Annotated in this window: 15 protein-coding genes; 6 read left to right on the top strand and 9 right to left on the bottom strand. The window is 64.8% G+C overall.

Annotation, left to right across the window (positions count from 1 at the left end; genetic code table 11):
• Positions 1-47: 47 nt before the first annotated feature.
• Positions 48-890: a uroporphyrinogen-III C-methyltransferase gene (gene cobA / locus EBB56_RS16885; protein WP_108448812.1), complete on the top strand. Its 843-nt coding sequence runs from the start codon at positions 48-50 to the stop codon at positions 888-890.
• Between the two features lie 179 nt (positions 891-1,069).
• Complete coding sequence (locus EBB56_RS16880) at positions 1,070-1,390, top strand: septal ring lytic transglycosylase RlpA family protein (RefSeq protein WP_409360217.1); 321 nt, start codon at positions 1,070-1,072, stop codon at positions 1,388-1,390.
• A 134-nt stretch (positions 1,391-1,524) separates the two neighbouring features.
• Here EBB56_RS16880 and EBB56_RS16875 read toward each other — a convergent pair whose 3' ends face one another.
• The 4 genes from EBB56_RS16875 to EBB56_RS16860 are packed head-to-tail and all read right to left on the bottom strand — an operon-like array spanning position 1,525 to position 5,394.
• A complete protein-coding gene (locus EBB56_RS16875) occupies positions 1,525-2,730 on the bottom strand; it encodes an ABC transporter substrate-binding protein (protein ID WP_253028828.1) in 1,206 nt (401 codons plus the stop codon).
• Entirely contained in the window at positions 2,727-4,136 is a 1,410-nt protein-coding gene (locus tag EBB56_RS16870) for a sensor histidine kinase (protein ID WP_108448811.1), read from the bottom strand. The genes EBB56_RS16875 and EBB56_RS16870 overlap by 4 nt, the downstream gene beginning before the upstream one ends.
• Entirely contained in the window at positions 4,133-4,792 is a 660-nt protein-coding gene (locus tag EBB56_RS16865; protein ID WP_045994009.1) for a response regulator transcription factor, read from the bottom strand. Before EBB56_RS16865 ends, EBB56_RS16870 begins: the two co-directional genes overlap by 4 nt.
• Positions 4,789-5,394: a helix-turn-helix domain-containing protein gene (locus EBB56_RS16860; protein ID WP_045994008.1), complete on the bottom strand. Its 606-nt coding sequence runs from the start codon at positions 5,392-5,394 to the stop codon at positions 4,789-4,791. Before EBB56_RS16860 ends, EBB56_RS16865 begins: the two co-directional genes overlap by 4 nt.
• A 252-nt stretch (positions 5,395-5,646) precedes the next feature.
• Between EBB56_RS16860 and EBB56_RS16855 the strand changes: the two genes are divergently transcribed.
• The 3 genes from EBB56_RS16855 to EBB56_RS16845 are packed head-to-tail and all read left to right on the top strand — an operon-like array spanning position 5,647 to position 8,611.
• On the top strand, positions 5,647-6,636 hold the full coding sequence (locus tag EBB56_RS16855; protein ID WP_045994007.1) for a tripartite tricarboxylate transporter substrate binding protein: 990 nt from the start codon (positions 5,647-5,649) through the stop codon (positions 6,634-6,636).
• Entirely contained in the window at positions 6,633-7,088 is a 456-nt protein-coding gene (locus EBB56_RS16850; RefSeq protein WP_045994006.1) for a tripartite tricarboxylate transporter TctB family protein, read from the top strand. The genes EBB56_RS16855 and EBB56_RS16850 overlap by 4 nt, the downstream gene beginning before the upstream one ends.
• Entirely contained in the window at positions 7,088-8,611 is a 1,524-nt protein-coding gene (locus EBB56_RS16845; RefSeq protein WP_045994005.1) for a tripartite tricarboxylate transporter permease, read from the top strand. Before EBB56_RS16850 ends, EBB56_RS16845 begins: the two co-directional genes overlap by 1 nt.
• 154 nt (positions 8,612-8,765) lie before the next feature.
• Here the strand turns inward: EBB56_RS16845 and betC are convergent, their stop codons facing one another.
• From betC to EBB56_RS16825, 4 genes are all read right to left on the bottom strand, one after another.
• Positions 8,766-10,340: a choline-sulfatase gene (gene betC, locus EBB56_RS16840; protein WP_124804874.1), complete on the bottom strand. Its 1,575-nt coding sequence runs from the start codon at positions 10,338-10,340 to the stop codon at positions 8,766-8,768.
• 72 nt (positions 10,341-10,412) lie between these two features.
• The gene (locus tag EBB56_RS16835) at positions 10,413-11,390 is read right to left on the bottom strand and encodes a TAXI family TRAP transporter solute-binding subunit (protein WP_083970540.1); all 978 of its coding nucleotides are present in this window, start codon (positions 11,388-11,390) and stop codon (positions 10,413-10,415) included.
• Entirely contained in the window at positions 11,374-13,329 is a 1,956-nt protein-coding gene (locus EBB56_RS16830) for a TRAP transporter fused permease subunit (protein ID WP_083970539.1), read from the bottom strand. Before EBB56_RS16830 ends, EBB56_RS16835 begins: the two co-directional genes overlap by 17 nt.
• 29 nt (positions 13,330-13,358) lie before the next feature.
• Positions 13,359-14,567, bottom strand: a complete 1,209-nt coding sequence (locus tag EBB56_RS16825) for an ROK family transcriptional regulator (RefSeq protein ID WP_045994002.1) — start codon at positions 14,565-14,567, stop codon at positions 13,359-13,361.
• Positions 14,568-14,776: 209 nt separating this feature from the next.
• Between EBB56_RS16825 and EBB56_RS16820 the strand changes: the two genes are divergently transcribed.
• Entirely contained in the window at positions 14,777-15,742 is a 966-nt protein-coding gene (locus EBB56_RS16820; protein WP_124804873.1) for a formylglycine-generating enzyme family protein, read from the top strand.
• A 232-nt stretch (positions 15,743-15,974) separates the two neighbouring features.
• Here EBB56_RS16820 and EBB56_RS16815 read toward each other — a convergent pair whose 3' ends face one another.
• The gene (locus tag EBB56_RS16815; protein WP_124804897.1) at positions 15,975-17,438 is read right to left on the bottom strand and encodes a PLP-dependent aminotransferase family protein; all 1,464 of its coding nucleotides are present in this window, start codon (positions 17,436-17,438) and stop codon (positions 15,975-15,977) included.
• Positions 17,439-17,550: the final 112 nt, after the last annotated feature.

Below are 17,550 nucleotides of genomic sequence, written 5' to 3'. Positions count from 1 at the left end.
ATGATGCCCGTTGTCATCGCTCGTTGTTCACTCTGGAGTCCACCGTCATGAGCCCTTCCCAGTTGCCTGCCCACAGTGGCTTTCCGGCCGGTAGCGTGAGTCTCGTCGGTGCCGGTCCCGGCGATCCTGAGCTTCTGACCCTGCGAGCCTGGCGGCGACTGTGCGAGGCCGAGGTGGTGCTGCACGATCGACTGGTCAGTGAGGAAATCCTGGCGCTGGTGCCGGCATCGGCGGATCGCTACTACGTCGGCAAGGCTCGCTCCGATCACAGCCTGCCCCAGGAGGACATCAATCGCTCGCTGGTCGACTGGGCCCGTCAGGGCAAGCGTGTGGTCAGGCTCAAGGGGGGCGACCCTTTCATCTTCGGTCGTGGCGGTGAGGAGCTTGAGACCCTGGTGGCCGAAGGCGTTCAGGTGGAAGTGGTACCGGGCATCACCGCGGCTTCCGGCTGCAGCGCCTACGCCGGCATTCCTTTGACCCATCGTGATCACGCCCAGTCGGTGCGCTTTATCACCGGGCACTTGAAGGAAGGGGGGTGCGAACTCGACTGGCGGGCGCTGGCAAGCCCCGGTCAGACGCTGGTGTTCTACATGGGGCTTGGCAGTCTCGACTACATCAGCCAGGGCTTGATCGGCGAGGGACTGAGCCCGGACACCCCGGTGGCGCTGGTCGAACAGGGAACTACCCAGCGCCAGCGCGTCCATCTATCCAACTTGGCTAATTTGCCGAAGTTGAATGATCGGGATATCATTCGACCGCCCACCTTGATCATCGTCGGCAGCGTGGTATCGCTGCACGAGCAACTGGCCTGGTTCGATCATGCGCAAGCGGGGAGTCGTGGGTGGATGCACGGCAAGCATCCGTCACCCCGAGAACGTTCTTCGGATTGAACGTGCGCCATCGCTGGAGACTTCGCACCAGGCTCTGAATCCCCGCGTCTCGCGGGTTACCTGAGGTGAAGATGATGTTGTCCATTTCTCTGCGTCGTATGTTGTCCGGTCGATCGACCATGGCCGCCTGGGCGGCCGCCGTTGTTCTGGCCATGGCGTCGCTTGCGAGCGCGCCGGCAATGGCCCGTGACGACGGAGAGGTTGCTTCCCAGCGCGGCCAGGCTTCCTACTACAGCGATCGCTTCCAGGGGCGTCGAACCGCCAGCGGCGAGTCCTTCGACCAGCAGGCGCTGACCGCCGCCCATCGCAGTCTGCCCTTCGGTACCAAGGTGCTGGTCACCCGTCGTGATACCGGCCAGAGCGTCGAGGTCGAGATCAATGACCGCGGCCCCTTCGTCCAGGGACGGGTCATCGACCTGTCCAAGCGTGCCGCCCGCGAGCTAGGCATGCTCAAGCGCGGCACCGCGCCGGTCCTTCTGACCTACCTGCCCGGAGCTTGACCCGGGGCACCAACAGGGGCCACAAGCATCGGTACGTCGAAACGAAGATGTGCGATCGCAGGTGATCGACCAAGGCCCGCCAGGCTTGCCTGGCGGGCCTTGTCGTGTCTGCGCAACGATAGCAGGGCGCATCGTCACCGCGAGAACTGCTCGATCGCCCGGGTATCGACCGGCTGATCGTGAAATTCGCGCTGCCAGCGGGCGAGCAGTGCGGTGCGCTTCAACTCATCGAGGGTCGCCAGCAAGCCGGGGCTCAGAGGAATCGGCCTCAGGCCGTCAGGGTAGTCGCGGCGCATGGCGGTGGCGGTGCCCGGGCCATCCAGCTGGGGGTGCAGGGCGCCGAGTTCGCCGGCCTCGGCGATGACCCTTTGGCCGTCGGCGCTCAGCAGGTAGTCGATAAAGCGGCGCGCTGCCCCCGCGTGCGGCGCCTGGCGAGGCACGAAGGCCAGACGTCGAATGACCAGGGCATAGTCGTCGGGAATCACCAGCCTGAGCTCGGGGTCATCGGCGATCCTTTCCCGGGCATAGCTGCCCAGCACGTTGTAGGCGATGTCGTAGCGACCCTGCCTGAGGCCTTCCAGCATGGCGCCGGTGGTATTCACCAGGGCGGTATCTGCCTTGCCCAGCGCCGCCACCAGATCCCAGTAGCGCGGGGACAGGCGCGACTCCTCGATGGCGTAGGTGTAGCCGGCGCCGCTGGAGGTGGGGTCGTAGGTGACCAGGCGTCCTTGCAGCGGCGAGCGCGCCTCGGCCAGCAGGCCGAGCAGATCGGCGCGGCTGTCGACGGGGCCGAGGCGCTGCTCGAGGCGGCGGCTGACCACCATCACGATGGGTTCGAAGGTAAAGGCAAACAGCTCCTGACGCCACTTGGCCGTGTCCGGCCAGCGCTGGGTGATGGCGGTGTCGATGCTCTGGGCGTGACCCTCGTTGACCAGCAGGTACTGCCAGGGCATGGCCGACGAGATGACCACATCGGCCTCTGCGGGGGCGTCGAGAAAGCGCTGATGCACGTCCAGCGTCGAGAAGTTGCGGTAGGTGATGGTGTAGCGCGGATGACGACGATGGAAGTCCTCGAGTAGCGGCAGGGCGTAGGGGATATCCAGGGCTGCGTGGATCACCAGCGCATCTGACGACTCTCCTGTCCCTTCGAAGGTGACCTCATCGTAGGCTGGCTGCTGCGAGGCGTTCCCCGGGTATGCCTCGAGGGGGGAGTCGGACCCGGCCTCGGGTATGGATTGCGCCAGGGACTCATCAGGCAGAAGCGACCACAGCGCTAGCGACGCCACCAGCGTGACAACGGCGGTCATCCAGGGGGGCAGCGCAAGGGTGCGGGATATCATGGCTGGCTCCGTGAAGGGGCGGACGTCGATCCCTTGTCGACGCCTTCGCCGAATTGCAGGCTGACTCGCAGGCCCGGCGGTGGTGCTTCCCGGGCGTCACCGAGGCTCAGTCGAGCGCCGTGGGTGCGGGCGATGCCGTCGACGATGGCCAGGCCCAGACCCGAGCCTTCGCTGGTGTGCTCACCGCGGTGGAAGGGGCGCAGTACCAGCAGTCGACGCTCGTGGGGGATGCCTGGGCCGTCATCGACGACCGCCAGAGCGATCGGGTCGGCGCTGACCTCGACGGTGATGTGCCTGGCACCGTAGTGGCAGGCGTTGTCGATCAGATTGGCCAGCGCCTCGCCCAGCTGCCAGTCGAGCCCCTGCACGTGCACCGGTGCCTCTGGCGCCTCCAGACCAAGGTCGACGCCGGCGCGCTGACAGCGTTGCCAATGGGCCATCACCGCCTCACGGGCGACCTGAACCAGATCGGTGGGGGCCAGTTCGGGCTGGAACTCGGGATTGTCCAGGCGGGTCAGTGACAGCAGTTGCATGGCCAGGCGCGAGGCGCTCTGGCTGGTGGTCTGCATGGCGCCCAGGGCCGAGCGCCAGGTGGCGGGGTCGTCCTGGCGCAGGGCCAGTTCGGCCCGGGCGGAAAGTCCCGCCAGGGGAGTTCGGAGCTGATGCGAGGCGTCGCCGATAAAGCGTTCCTGGTTGGCCTTGACCCGACGCATCCGTGCCAGCAGCTCGTTGACGGTGTCACGCAGCTCGGCCAGCTCTCGCGGCAGCGGCAATTCCAGCGGTGCCAGGGTGCGCGGATCACGGGTGCGTATCTGGCGTCGCAGTCGTGTCAGCGGTGCCAGCGCCAGGCGAATGGCGATCAGCAGGGCGGCCACCGACAGCACCGCCACCGCCAGCAGGTAGGCGAGGCTCTGGCGAAACAGCTCGCCGCTGAGCGCGTCGCGCCCCTCGCGCGTGTGGGCGACCCGGATCTCGAAGGGCTCGCGCAGGCGCCAGTCCTCAAGCCGAGAGCGGCGCACCCCGAGGCGCAGAGGCATATCGTGGTAGTCAACGTCGCCATAGACGACGTCGCTCGCGTCCTGGGCGGCGCCTTCGATACCGGGCAGGTCGGCGTTGCCGGTGACCCGCTCACCGCGAGCGTCCACCAAGGTATAGAACACCCGTTCGTCGTGGCGCGAGGCGAGCATTTCCAGGGCCGCCGGAGGCAGGTCGAGCCATAGTCGGTCGTCCTGCCACTGGGCCTGTTCGGCGATCGACAGACTGGCGGCGTCGAGCAGCCGGTCGAAGGCCCGGTCGGCGGTCTGGCGAGCGTCCAGCCAGGCCCGCCACAGCACCACCGAGCCGACGATCAGCATCGGCAGCAGCAGCCAGGTCAACAGTCGGCGATGCAGTGAATCCCCGCTCATGGTGCTTCCAGCAGGTAGCCGAGACCGCGCACCGTGCGCAGGTTCACTCGATGCCCCTGAAGGCGCTTGCGCAGACGATGCACGTAGACCTCGATGGCATTGTCGCCGAGTTCCTCCTCGCCGAAGGCTTCACGCACCAGGGTAGCCTTGTCCACCGGCTGGCCGGCGTGCCGCATCAGGCACCCCAGCAGGCGCTGCTCTCGCGGAGGCAGTGCCAACGCCTCGTCGCCCAGGCTGAAGCGCTGGGCCAGGCTATCGAAGCTGAGTTCGCCAACGGTGATCAGGCCGGAGGGGGCGCGGCGACGCATCAGGGCGCGTACCCGGGCCTCCAGCTCCTCCAGCGAGAAGGGCTTGGCCAGGTAGTCATCGGCACCCAGGTCGAGCCCTCGCACGCGATCTTCTACCGCGCCGCGAGCGGTGAGAATCAGCACCGGGGTCGAGCTGTCGTGGCGCCTCAACGCCTCCAGCACCTCCAGGCCGCCGAGCCCAGGAAGGTTCAGATCCAGAAGTACCATGTCCAGTCGGTGATTTCCCTGGAGGCGGTCGCGGGCGTCGATGCCGTTGTCGAGATGCACAACCTCGTGGCCTGCGATGCCGAGGGCATCGACCAGGGTCTCGGCCAGAAGCCGATCGTCTTCCACCAGCAGCAGTGTCATGCGCGCCTCCCTTGGGTGTCCCGCTGATCGATCAACTGTGTCACCGCCTCGTCGAGCCGTGTCGCGGCGATGTGTGTGTCCAACCGTCCCTCGGGCCCGGACAGGGCCAGCCAGAGTTCGTGGCGACCTTCCAGCGGCAGCCGCCGACACACCATGATGCCTCCCGCAAGGGCCGGCGCCGGAGCGTCGGTGTCTCGAAGGGGCCACTGGCTGCCGGGAACAAGGTCATGGCGCAGGCTCTGATCGGGCAGGGCGGCCAGGCGACAGTGAACCACGCCGGCGGTCACCTCGAGCAGGCTGGCGGTGTCGCCGAGTTGTCGCGCCAGGCCGTCGAGCAGCGGCTGGATCAGTGCCGCGAGATCGCGACTGGGGGCGTGGCGACGGGCGAGGCGCACCGGAGCACCGCCAATGCGCCAGCGGCCATCCTCTCCACGCTGGGTGTAGTCGAAGCGTTCCAGCGAGGCCAGAAGCCTGAGCAGGGTGCTCTTGTAGAAGCCGGTGGCGTCGGCCAGTTCTGCCAGACTGAAACTATCCTGAGGAGTATCGAAGACCTCCAGGACCGAGAGGGCCCGTTCGACCGCCTCGACGCGATCCTGTGCCATGTGAACCTTCCTGTCGGTGATAGCGAATGATGTCGCTGGCATTCAACTTTGGTCGGAATTACGCGATCGCGCGTTGACCCGGATGCTATCCGGGCTTAGCTTTCCATCCAAGGGAACGACGTTCTGCCTTACAGAATTGTAAGCCAGGTGTCAGTTTCCAACAAGTGGAAATCTCGGCGCCGTCTCGGCGTCAATCGCGACGGGATGTCGGCTCGTGCCTCCTGTCAGCAGACAACAACAGAGGACTTCGTCATGTCCATGAACACGCCAGTCAAACTGATCGCCATCGCTGCCATCACCGGTGCAGCCAGCACTGCCGTTGCCTTTGAGCCCGAAGGCAAGGTCGAGTGTCTGGCACCTGCCGACCCGGGCGGCGGCTGGGACTTCACCTGCCGCAGCGTCGGTACCGTGCTCGAAGAGCTGGACCTGGTGCCGCGCGGTGTTCAGACCGTCAACATGGCCGGTGCCGGTGGTGGCGTGGCTTACGCTCACACCGTCAGCAAGCGCGCCGGTGATGACCAGCTGCTGGTCGCGGCTTCCACCGCCACCACCACACGCCTGGCCCAGGGGCAGTTCCCGGGAATGACCGCCGACATGGTCAACTGGGTCGGCGCCCTGGGGGCGGACTATGGGGTCATCGCGGTCAGCGCCGACAGCGAGTACCAGGACCTCAACGCCATCATGGACGCCATCAAGGAAGACCCGCGTGCGGTGAAGTTCGCCGGTGGCAGCGCCAAGGGCGGCTGGGATCACCTCAAGGTGCTGATCGCGGCTCAGGCTGCCGGCGTCGAGAACCTGCCGAGGATCCCCTACCTGTCCTACAACAACGGCGGCGAGGCCATGACCCAGGTGGTCGGCGGCCACGTGGACGCCTTCACCGGTGACATCACCGAGGCCCAGGGTTTCATGGAGTCCGGTGACCTGCGCGTGGTGGCGGTGCTGTCCGAGGAGCGTCTGCCGGGCGAGTTCAGCGAGATCCCCACCGCCAAGGAGCAGGGCATCGACGCCGTGGGTCCGAACTGGCGCGGCTTCTACATGCCGGCGGATATTCCTGAAGACGCCAAGCAGTACTGGGTCGACGCCATGGACACCATCTACGAGAGCCAGGAGTGGAAGGACGTCATGGAAAGCAACGGCCTGATGCCGTTCCACATGAGCGCCGGTGAGTTCGAGACCTTCGTCAAGGAGCAGATCGCCGACATCAACCAGCTCTCCAAAGATATCGGACTGATCCAGCAATGAGCATGTTCAACGACCGCGTATTCGGGGTCTTGATGATCGTCCTGGCCGTCGCGTACGGCTGGGGCGCCACCCAGTTTCCCGAACCCTTTGGCGGGGCCGAGGCGGTAGGCCCCGAAACCTTCCCCTACCTGCTGGCCGTCGTGCTGGGGCTGTCCAGCCTGTACATGGTGGTGCGCCCGGATCCTGACAATGCCTGGCCCTGGAGCCGCACCGGCGTCGAGCTGATCATCGCCTTGGTGGTGCTGGTGCTCTACGCGGCCCTGCTGCAGCCGCTCGGCTTCATCCTGGCGACCCTGCTGGCGGTGGGCACCCTGTGCTGGCGCATGGGCGCGCCGCCGGTCAAGGCCTTCATCGTCGGCGGTATTTCCGGCGTGGTGGTATTTCTGATCTTCAACTTTGCGCTGGACCTGCCCCTGCCCCTGGGTGTGCTGTCCTTCCTGGAGGTGGGCTGATGGAAACCCTTGGCTACCTGATCGATGGCTTCGGGGTGGCGCTCGCCCCGCATAACCTGATGTTTGCGCTGCTGGGCGCCTTTCTCGGCACCCTGATCGGCGCGCTGCCCGGACTCGGCCCGGCCAACGGTGTGGCGATCCTGATCCCGCTGGCCTTTACCCTTGGGCTCAAGCCCGAGACCGCCCTGATCATGCTCACTGCGGTCTACGCTGGCGCCATGTACGGCGGGCGTATCTCGTCGATTCTGTTGAATATTCCCGGTGACGAGCCGGCCATGATGACCTGCCTCGACGGCTATCCGATGGCCCAGAAGGGCAAGGCCGCCGAGGCCCTGGCGATCTCCGCCATAGCTTCCTTCATGGGCAGCCTGATCGCCACCGTGGGCCTGATCCTGCTGGCGCCGATCCTGGCCGATTTCGCCCTGACCTTTGGTCCTGCGGAATACTTCGCGCTGTTCCTGCTGGCCTTCGCGACCCTTGGCGGTATCACCGGCAAGAACCCGATGAAGACCGTGGTGGCCGCCTGCATCGGTCTGATGATCGCGACCATCGGTATCGACAATACCGGGGTGCAGCGCTACACCTTCCAGGTGCTCGAACTTTACGAGGGTGTCGACTTCATCATCGCCATCGTCGGCCTGTTCGCCATCTCGGAGCTTCTGTTCTTTATCGAGGACCGTGCCGGCAAGGGCAAGAAGACCATCAAGGTCAACAAGCTCAAGCTTTCCTGGGCCGACATCAAGGGCATCATGCCCTCGAGCATCCGTGGCGGCATCCTCGGCTTTATCGCCGGCGTACTGCCGGGGGCCGGTGCTTCGCTGGGCAGCTTTATCGGCTATACCCTCGAGAAGAAGGTGATCGGCAAGAAGGGCTACTTCGGTGAAGGTGACCCGCGCGGCGTGGCTGGCCCCGAGGCCGGCAACAACGGCGCCTCCAGCGGTGCCCTGGTGCCCATGCTGACCCTGGGCGTCCCGGGCAGCGGCACCACCGCGGTGCTGCTGGCGCTGCTGATCTCGCTGAATATCACCCCTGGTCCGCTGATGTTCACCCAGAACGCGGACATCGTGTGGGGGGTGATCGCGGCGCTGTTGATCGGCAACTTCCTGCTGCTGGTGCTCAACATTCCGCTGGTCGGTATCTTCGTCAAGCTGCTGTCGGTGCCGCCGATGTACCTGTTGCCGATCGTCACCATGGTGGCCTTCGTCGGCATCTACTCGATCTCCAACACCACCTTTGATCTGTACTTCATGGTGGCCTTCGGGGTCGGTGGCTACATCCTCAGGAAGCTCGAGATCCCGCTGGTGCCGGTGATCCTGGGTCTGCTGCTTGGCCCGGAGATGGAGAAGAACCTGCGCCACGCCATGGACATCTCCGACGGCGACTGGACGATCCTGTGGGACAGCGGCCTGGCGATCGGCCTGTGGCTGTTCGCCGGTCTCGGCCTGATCCTGCCGTACATCGTCGGCCCGATCCTGAGAAAGCGCATGGAGGTTCAGACCGGCCACACCACACCGGGTGATTGAGCGACCCCGCTCCCGGTGGTTGACGAAGGCCTTCGGGCTCGACTCGACTAACGACCTTGGGCGCCCCGATGGGGCGCCCTTTTTTTCGTGTTTCTGGTCGTGCCTTGCCGTCTGACTGTATGACGGTCTGACCGTGCGGCGTGCGCCGTTGCTCTTATCCCTGGTTCGTGGACCTGGGGTGGCGGGGTTTCTCCGGAGGCGTCACCGGAACAAAGGGGAATCTGGCACGTTGCTTGGTGGCTGTGGTGCTGGGATCGGTGCCACCGCGCACATAGACCTTGGCGGGATCGTAGGCAGGGCCAAAGTCCCAGTAGGGGAAGCGGCCATGCTTCATCGCCTCCTGAACAAAGATCCGTTTGCGCTGGGATGCGCGGATGCGTCGGTCGAGATCGTCCTCGTCCCAGCGGGTCTGCATCTCGGCAAACATCTCCTCGATCACCTGCTGATAGGCCGGATCTTCTGCCAGATTGTTCAGCTCCTGTGGGTCGGCTGTCAGATCGCAGAGCATCTTGGGGTCGGTGCGGCTATGGACCAGCTTGAGGTGGCCCTTGATCATGATCAGCGCCGGGGCGTAGAGCCCTTCACCATTGAACTCGATGAAGATTCTGTCCTCGGCACTGCCGCGCTTTGGCAGGCGCAGCAGGCTGCGTCCGTCATAGGGCGCGACGAAATCGTCGAAGCCGCCACCGCTGGCGATATCGGTGAAGGTGGGCAGGAGGTCGACGAGCGAGGCGAGCGCCTCTTCGCGGTGACCCGCCTTGAACCCAGGACCCTGTGCGATCAGGGGGACACGGATCGATGCCTCAAAGGGATTGAACTTGTACCACATGCCGCGCTCGCCGAGCATTTCGCCGTGGTCGGAGGTGATGAAGATATAGGTGTTGTCGAGCTCCCCGATCCGCTCCAGGGTTTCCATCAACTCGCCGATCAAGGTGTCGAGATGGGTGACCATGGCGAAGTAGGCGCGGCGCGAGTTGTAGAGCTGCTGCGGGGTGATGTCGAATTCGTCCTGGCGGATGGTGAGGTAGTAGCGCTGCGACCAGGGGTCGCGCTGCTCGTAGGGGATGTGCGCCACCTCCGGCTCGGGAATGTCGACACCCTCGTACATGTCCCAGTATTTCTTGTCCGCGACGAAGGGGTTGTGGGGCTGGGTAAAGGACACATGCAGCAGGAAGGGGCGGTCATCCGTCGATCTGGCGTGATCGAACATTTCCTGCTTGGCGGCGTTGAACACCTCTTCGTCGTAGTCGATCTGCAGGTTGCGCTGGCAGTACCCGGCCTCGACCACACTGAGCAGGCTCATGTGCGACGGCGCGTAGGGTTCGTCGGTCTGATCCCAGTCGGCGGTCCAGGCAAAGTCGGAGGGATAGATGTCGGTGGTCAGTCGCTCTTCGAAGCCATGCAGCTGGTCTGGCCCGACGAAGTGCATCTTGCCCGCGAGGGTGGTCTTGTAGCCGAGCTTTCGCATGTAGTGCGCGTAGGTCGGTTCGGAGGCGAGGAATTCGGCGCCGTTATCGAACACTCCCACATCCGAGGGCAGACGTCCGGTCATCATCGAGGCGCGTGAAGGGCCGCAGACCGGGTTGTTGCAATAGCTGTTGGTGAAGGTCGTGCCCTTTCTGGCGATCTTGTCGATATTCGGGGTGATCGCGTAGGGCTTGCCGTAAGCGGAAAGACACAGCGCGGTCATCTGGTCCGCCTGGATGACCAGGATATTGGGTCGAGACATGATGTAGCTCCTGTTGCCGTCTGCCACCGGGGCACCCGGGTGGTGCCCCGCTGGTTCCTGTGTGGGGGTGGCTCAGTCGTCGCTGGTGCGGGCGACGAACTCCTCGATCCCGGGGATGCCGACTTCGCGGTAGTAGCGAAGGGCCCCCGGATGCAGCGGCGAGCCGAACCCGTTCAGCACCGTGTCTGCCGACATCGCGGCAAAGGCTGGATGCATGCCGGCCAGGTCATCGAGGTTCTCGAACACCGCCTTGGTCATCTGATAGACCTGCTCTTCGGGCACGTCTGACGAGATCACCAGGCCATTGGCCAGGCCATAGGTGCGCGTGTCCTCCGTCACGCCGTCATAGGTGTCGGCGGGGATCGACAGGCGGTAGTAGGGCGGGTAGTCCGCGTGCAGCGCTTCGAAGAAATCGTCTGCTACCGGGATCAGCTTGAGGTCGCGCTGGGCCGCGAGCTGGATGACCGGAGGCAACGGGAAGGAGCCGTTCCACAGGGCGGCGTCGATGTTGCCGTCGCTCAGCATGTCGGTCATGTCGCCAAGGCGCACACGGAAGGGCTCATAGTCCCCGCCGGCGATACGTTCCATCAGCAGGTCGGCATCCAGCATCGAGGTCCCGCCGGGCTGGCCCATGCCGACGCGTTTGCCCTTGAGGTCCTCGAGCGTATTCACGCTGCTGCCCTCGACGGTGAGGATGTGCATGGCGACCGGAGCGATCGACATCCAGGCCATGATCTTGCCGGGCTCCGTGCCCTCGTAGTTGCCGGTGGCGGTGTAGGCTTCATAGGCCGACAGTGAGGTCGCCAGCGAGGCTTCCATCTCTCCGTTCTGCATCAGCCGGATGTTGGCGATGTAGCCCTTGGTTTCCTCGGCGGTGGCCTGCACCCCTTCGACGTTCCTGTTGATGACGTCGGCGACGCCGGCGGCCCAGGTATAGGCGGTGCAGGGTACCGGGCAGGAACCGATGGACAGGTAGTCACTGGCCTTGGCCGCGACTGGAAGCACCAGTAGACAGGATGCGGCAAGCGCACCTTTAAGAGTGTTTTTCATGGGAGGTTTCCTTAGTTGTTGTTGAAGCCGGGGCGGTCCCGGTCGTGCTTTCTGTCTCCGTCGCCGGGAGGGTGCTGCGCATGAGCCAGACGACGAGTGCTGCAAGGAGGACCAGCGCGGCCAGGTCGAAGCGCCAGTCGGAGTTCATGAAAAGGGTGGCGGTCAAGGCAAATGCCAGGCGTTCGAACAGGCGCAGGCGCCGGCTGAAGTGGCCCAGCATAGCGGCGCTGGCGCAGATCCCGCCGGCGATGGCGGTGATGAACGACAGCACCACCTGGGGCACGGTCACATCGATGCCCAGGATTGCCGGGTCGTAGACGAAGAAGTAGGGCACGGCGAAGGCCGCCATGCCGAACTGGCAGGCCAGGACCGCGATCTTGAGAGGGTTGCCCTTGGCGATTGAGGCCGCCGCATAGGCAGCCAGTGCCACCGGTGGCGTGATCGACGACAGCATGGCCGAGTACAGCACGAACAGATGAGCCGCCAGCAGACCGACGCCCAGGTCGACCAGGGCGGGGGCGACCAGGGTGGCGACCAGGATATAGGCGGCGGCGGTCGGCAGGCCCATGCCGAGGATGATGCAGGTGAGCATCGTCAGTACCAGCGCCAGGGGCAGGGAGCCACCCGATAGCATCACCACCAGGCTCGAGAACTTCAGCCCGATGCCGGTCAGGGTGATGATGCCGATGATCACCCCCGCCACGGCGCAGGCCAGCGCCACCGGGATGACGGCCTGGGCCGCCGCCAGGCAGGTGTCGACGAGACGGCGAGGTGTCAGCGCCGTCGCCCGGTCAAGATAGCTGATCAGTGACGAGGCAATGATCGCCCAGAAGGACGAGAGCATGATGGAATAGCCGTTGAGCAGCATGCTCACGAAAACCGGCAGGGGAAGCAGCAGGTAGGAGTGCTTCAGGATCCTGCGCCAGTTGGTCACGGTGCCGGCCACGTGCTGCACCGGGATATTGCGCCGCGCCGCCTCGAAATGGACCATCGCCAGCAGCACCGCGTAGAAGATCACGGCGGGGAGGAAGGCGGCCTTGGCGATGACGAGGTAGGAGGTGTTGGTGAACTCCGCCATGATGAAGGCCGCCGCACCCATCACCGGCGGCATCAACTGGCCCCCGGTCGAGGCCACGGCCTCGATGGCGCCGGCGGCTTCCTTGCGATAGCCGCTCTTCTGCATCAAGGGGATCGAAATCGGTCCGGTTGTCAGGACGTTTGCCACGGCGGTGCCGGAGATCATGCCCATCAGGCTCGAGCCGACCACGGCGGCCTTGGCTGGCCCACCTCGCATCTTGCCGGTCAGTGCGGTGGCGAAGTCCATCATGACCTGACCCGCGCCGGTTTTCTCCAGCAAGGCGCCGAGCACCACGACACCGGTGACGAAGGTGGCGCTGACCCCGAGTGGCGTACTGAAGATGCCGCCACCACCCAGATAGATCTGCGAGATCACCCGTTTGACCGAATACCCCCGGTGGCCAAGCGGCTCCGGCAGATAGGCACCGAGCAAGCCATAGGCGAGAAAGACGGAAGCGAGAATGACGATCGGCCAGCCGATGGTGCGCCGGCAGGCATCGAACAGCGCAACGATGAGGATGACGCCGAACACGATCTCGTAGGAGGTGATCGCCCCATAGCGGCTGTTGATCGCGTCGAAATTGAAAAGCTGGTGGCCGGTGGCGAGGACTGCCCCTGCCAAGGCGGCCAGGATCCACAGGCGTGCCCCAATACCGACAGGCGCGCGCGCTCCCGCGTCAGACTCGGTGCCGATCAGGGCCATGGCGAACACCATCACCATGACCATCAGCAGATGCGCGCTGCGCTGGATGCCATCGGGGAAGACCCCGAAGTAGGCGGTATAGAGTGTCAGTCCGATCAGACCGACCGCCGCCATGGCGATCACGCTGGTCAAACACCTTTGTTGTACGCTGTCAGCCATGGGAAAGACCCTCCCGTTTCGGTGGCGCGCTAGGCAAAGCGCTGGTAGTCAAGCCGGTTGGAGTAGCAGAAGACATGCAGCGCCAGCAGCGCCGCTGCGTCGCCGGACGAGAAGGTGCCTTTGGTCAGTTCGAAGTCCGAATCCGTGCCGTAGTCGAAGTCGTTTCTCAGTGCCGTCTCGACCGCCGAGTAGTAGGTCTCGTTGGTGCCGAGATGGCCGCTCAGGATCACCCTTTGCGGGCCGAGCAATTTCACGATGCAGTCAAGCGCCGGTGCCAGTTGTGCCCCGGCCTGCTGGACCAGGGCATCGGCTTTGCCGTCTTCCAGCGCGGCCAGCAGTGAGGTGGCGTAGTAGGACAGCCTGGAGCGATCGAATCGCTGATGATCGAGCTTGCCCAACTGCGACAGCAGGCCGAAGCCGGTGGCCGACAGGTTGAGGCAATCGTTTCTGCCACAGACGCATTCGAGCGGACGCGTCTGGGCGCGAAAATGACCGATCAGCCCCGATACCTCGGATGCGCCTCGCACCAGGCGATGATCGGAAACCACGCTGGCGCCGACGAAGGTGGCGGCGTGGATGAGTGTGAAGTCCGAAATATCCCGGGCGGCGCCGAACCGCATCTCGGCGATCGCCAGTGAATTCGAGATATTCTCGACCTCGACCGGCAGGTTGGTCAGGGCTCGAATCTCACGGCAGAAGCGCCCGTCGTCTCCCCCCCAGCCAAAATATTCCGATTTGACGATTCGGCCTTCTTCCGGCTGGGTGCGGGCCGACAGAGAGACCCCGACACCGACCATGCGGTCCTGGTCGATCCCGGACGCGATGATCAGATCGTGCAACGCTCTGGCGTAGAACTTTGCGGTCTCTGCCACGTCGGCAAGGGGGGGATCGTCGAGATGGGCGCGGGCGACGGGGGAGCCGTTGGCATCGCAGATCGATACCTCGGAATGGTAGGCCGACACCGTGATGCCGCCGGCGAAGATGCCGTCCTTGACGATGCGCAGGCCGGTCTTGGGGCGGCCGACGGACTTCTTCGGGGTGTCGACGCTGAATTCCTCGACGATTCCTGCCGCCACCAGTTCCCGCACGATGCGGGTGGCAGCCATCTCGGAAAATCCCTGCCGACGTGCCAGCTCTGCCCGAGAGATGCCCGGACTCATCTGGATGTCGGACAGAAACAGGCCTCGGTGGGCCTTGCGCAGGCTGGCGGGTGTGTTGTCAGTGTTTTTGTTGATCATGATCAGGGTTTCTTTTAATAACTATCTGTTAGATATTAATTGGAGGAGCTGGTTTGTCAAACAGAAGTTCGGGGTGCTTTGTGCCTGGCCGGCTGTCTGTTTGGCGGCTTTCAAGGGTTGATGCACCATGAGTCCATGGCGGCAGTCCGCTGACCTGCGCCATGCCAATCTGCTGCGCATTGCGCCAACTGAGATCTGATCGTTTGCCCATGACTTCGATACATGACACTTCCCGCCGCAGCTGCTGTTCTCCTTCTGCCGACGCTGCTTCGCGTTCACCCGCGATCGAGGTCCCGTGGTCGGACACTCCGCGTGCCGATGAGGGGGCGGTCGAGATTCCTGGCGGCAAGGCCTACCTGGGCACCGCTACCCCGATCATTCTCGATGACGGCGAAGGCCCCCTGCGGCGCAAGCGGGTGGCCGCGTTCAGGATCGGCGCGACGGCGGTCACCAACGCGCAGTTTGCGGCGTTCGTCGAGGACACCGGCTTTGTGACCGAGGCCGAGCGCCTCGGCTGGAGCTTCGTGTTTCACCGCCAGGTAGCAGGCAATGTGCGTGACACCCTGGGTGTGGAATCACTGGAGTGGTGGCGCCGGGTGGACGGAGCCAACTGGCGTGATGTCGACGGCGCGGGCAATGATGCCGCGACCTGCCTTGCTGACCATCCGGTGGTGCATGTGTCATGGAATGATGCCAAGGCCTATGCGAACTGGGCAGGAGGGCGGCTGCCGACCGAGGTGGAATGGGAGCATGCCGCGCGCGGTGGGCAGGGTGATGTGCCCTTTCCCTGGGGGGATCGGCAGCCCGATGACGCCTCGTATTTTCCCTGCAATATCTGGCAGGGCCGGTTTCCCCACGAGAATCTCGGTCGCGATGGCTATCTGTTCACCGCTCCGGCGAAGGCCTTCGCCCCCAATGGCTACGGGCTCTTCAACATGGTGGGCAATGTCTGGGAGTGGACGGCCGAGCCTTTTGTCGTTCGCTCGCTGAGACGATCGGCCCAGGCGTTCGGCAAGTCGCGAAGGGGCTGTCGCTTGCTCAAGGGGGGCTCGCATCTGTGCCACGTCAGCTACTGTTTCCGCTATCGCATCGCCGCCCGCAGCAGCAATACGCCGGACTCCACCACCACCCACCAGGGATTCAGGGTGGTCTGGGATATCCAGAGATCGGCCTAGGGCTTGTCTGAAAAGTGCCTGCGCTCGGTAATACGGCGTTAAAAATCGGATCAAAATGCTCATTTACACCCCGTAAACTGCGCTTTTTCACCGATTTTTGCCTTGTCTAACCTTCGCTCGTCGACTTTTCGGACAGCGCCTAGTGGCGTCCAGGATGGCGTCGCGGCGAGGGTTCTCGCCGCTATCATCGTCGTTGCCCACTGTCTCGCGAGCTTGGTGCAGTGGCGTCGCGTCACGTCGGCGCGCCATCGCATCGTGCGTTGTCATCGATCCAGGCCCTGGCCAGCCAGCCGCCGGCCTCGGCGATCCGCTCCGGTGTCGAGCCGGCGTAGCCCAGCACCAGCCCAGGCATGGCGTCAGGTGCCAGGTAGTGACCGGATAGCGGTGACAGGGTGACGCCCTCGCGCCGTCCGCGCTCGATCAGGCGTTGCTCCTGTGCCCGCGAGGCGAGCCTTGCCACCAGGTGCATGCCGGCCTGGCCGGCCGACAGTTCCAGTCCTTGCTCCACGGCAGGCGCCAAGGCCTCCCTGAGACAGGCTTGACGCTGTCGATAGCAGTGGCGCATGCGCGCGATGTGGCGAGAGAAGTGTCCCTCGACGATAAAGTCTGCCAGCGCTGACTGGGATACGTACTGGCCTTCCCGATGCAGTCGCGCGTTGGCGCGGCGAAAGTCGTCCACCAGGGACTCGGGAAGTACCAGGTAGCCGAGCCTGAGGCTCGGGTAGAGCACCTTGCTGAAGGTGCCGACGTAGAGCACCGGACCGCCCCCGGCCAGCCCCTGGAGGGAGGCCACCGGCGCGGTGGTATAGCGAAATTCGCTGTCGTAGTCGTCCTCGATGATCAGCGCGCCGTGGTGGCGGGCGAAGTCGAGCAAGGCGAGGCGCCGTGCCACCGGCATCGTCACGCCGCAGGGGTACTGATGCGAGGGGGTGACATAGATCAGTCGCGGTGGCGGGCTATCCGGGGCGAGAGCCTCAGGCTGCATGCCCTGGGCGTCCACTGGTACCGGGACGGGCGTTAGCCCGGCCATGTTGAAGCAGGCCTTGGCCCCGGCGTAGCCGGGATCCTCGACCCAGACGCTGTCACCGGGGTCGGCCAGCAGGCGGGCGATCAGCTCGAAGCCCTGTTGGGCGCCCTGGGTGATCAGGATCTGCTGTGGTTGGCAATTGACCGAGCGCGATAGACGCAGGTAGTCACACAGTGCCGTCTTGAGGGCGTGATGCCCGCCGTTGGTGGCGTAGCCGAAGGCGTCGAGACTGGCCTGGTGACGATGGCGCCGTAGCAGGCGCTGCCATGCCTCGCGCGGGAACAGATCGAGGGCGGGGACGCCCGGGGCGAAGGCATCCCGGGAGCTCTCCATCTCGCCGCAGCTCTCCAGCAGGCGCTGACCTCGCCGAGAATGCCAGCGGCTCGCCTGGATGGGGGCGCCGGGCAACGGGCTGGGTTCGGGCAGCGCCAAAGACGCCACGAATAGCCCGGCCCCCGGGCGCGCCTCGACGAAGCCTTCCGCCACCAGGCGGTCCATGGCGGCAAGCACCGTGTTGCGGCCGATGCCGAGGTCCGCGGCCAGCCGTCGAGACGAGGGCAGGGCGCTGGCGGCGGGCAAGCTACCTTGCTGTATCCACTCGCGCAGGGCCGCGTACAGGCGCTGGGGCAGCGAACCCGACGGGGCGGCGGCGGGTGGCGCCAGGCGCATGGCCAGCGCTTCGGTGATCCATTCGGCGTGACGGTGAAGGCTGGGCACTGGTTCCCCTTTTCTGGACAGTATTGGTTCTTATGGTGGGACCACTATTGCGCAAGACTGGGTG

Source organism: Halomonas sp. YLB-10 (assembly GCF_003856855.1).
Classification (GTDB): domain Bacteria; phylum Pseudomonadota; class Gammaproteobacteria; order Pseudomonadales; family Halomonadaceae; genus Halomonas; species Halomonas litopenaei.
The sequence above is the reverse complement of the archived record's forward strand: the minus strand, read 5'-3'. Positions and strand labels throughout refer to the sequence as shown.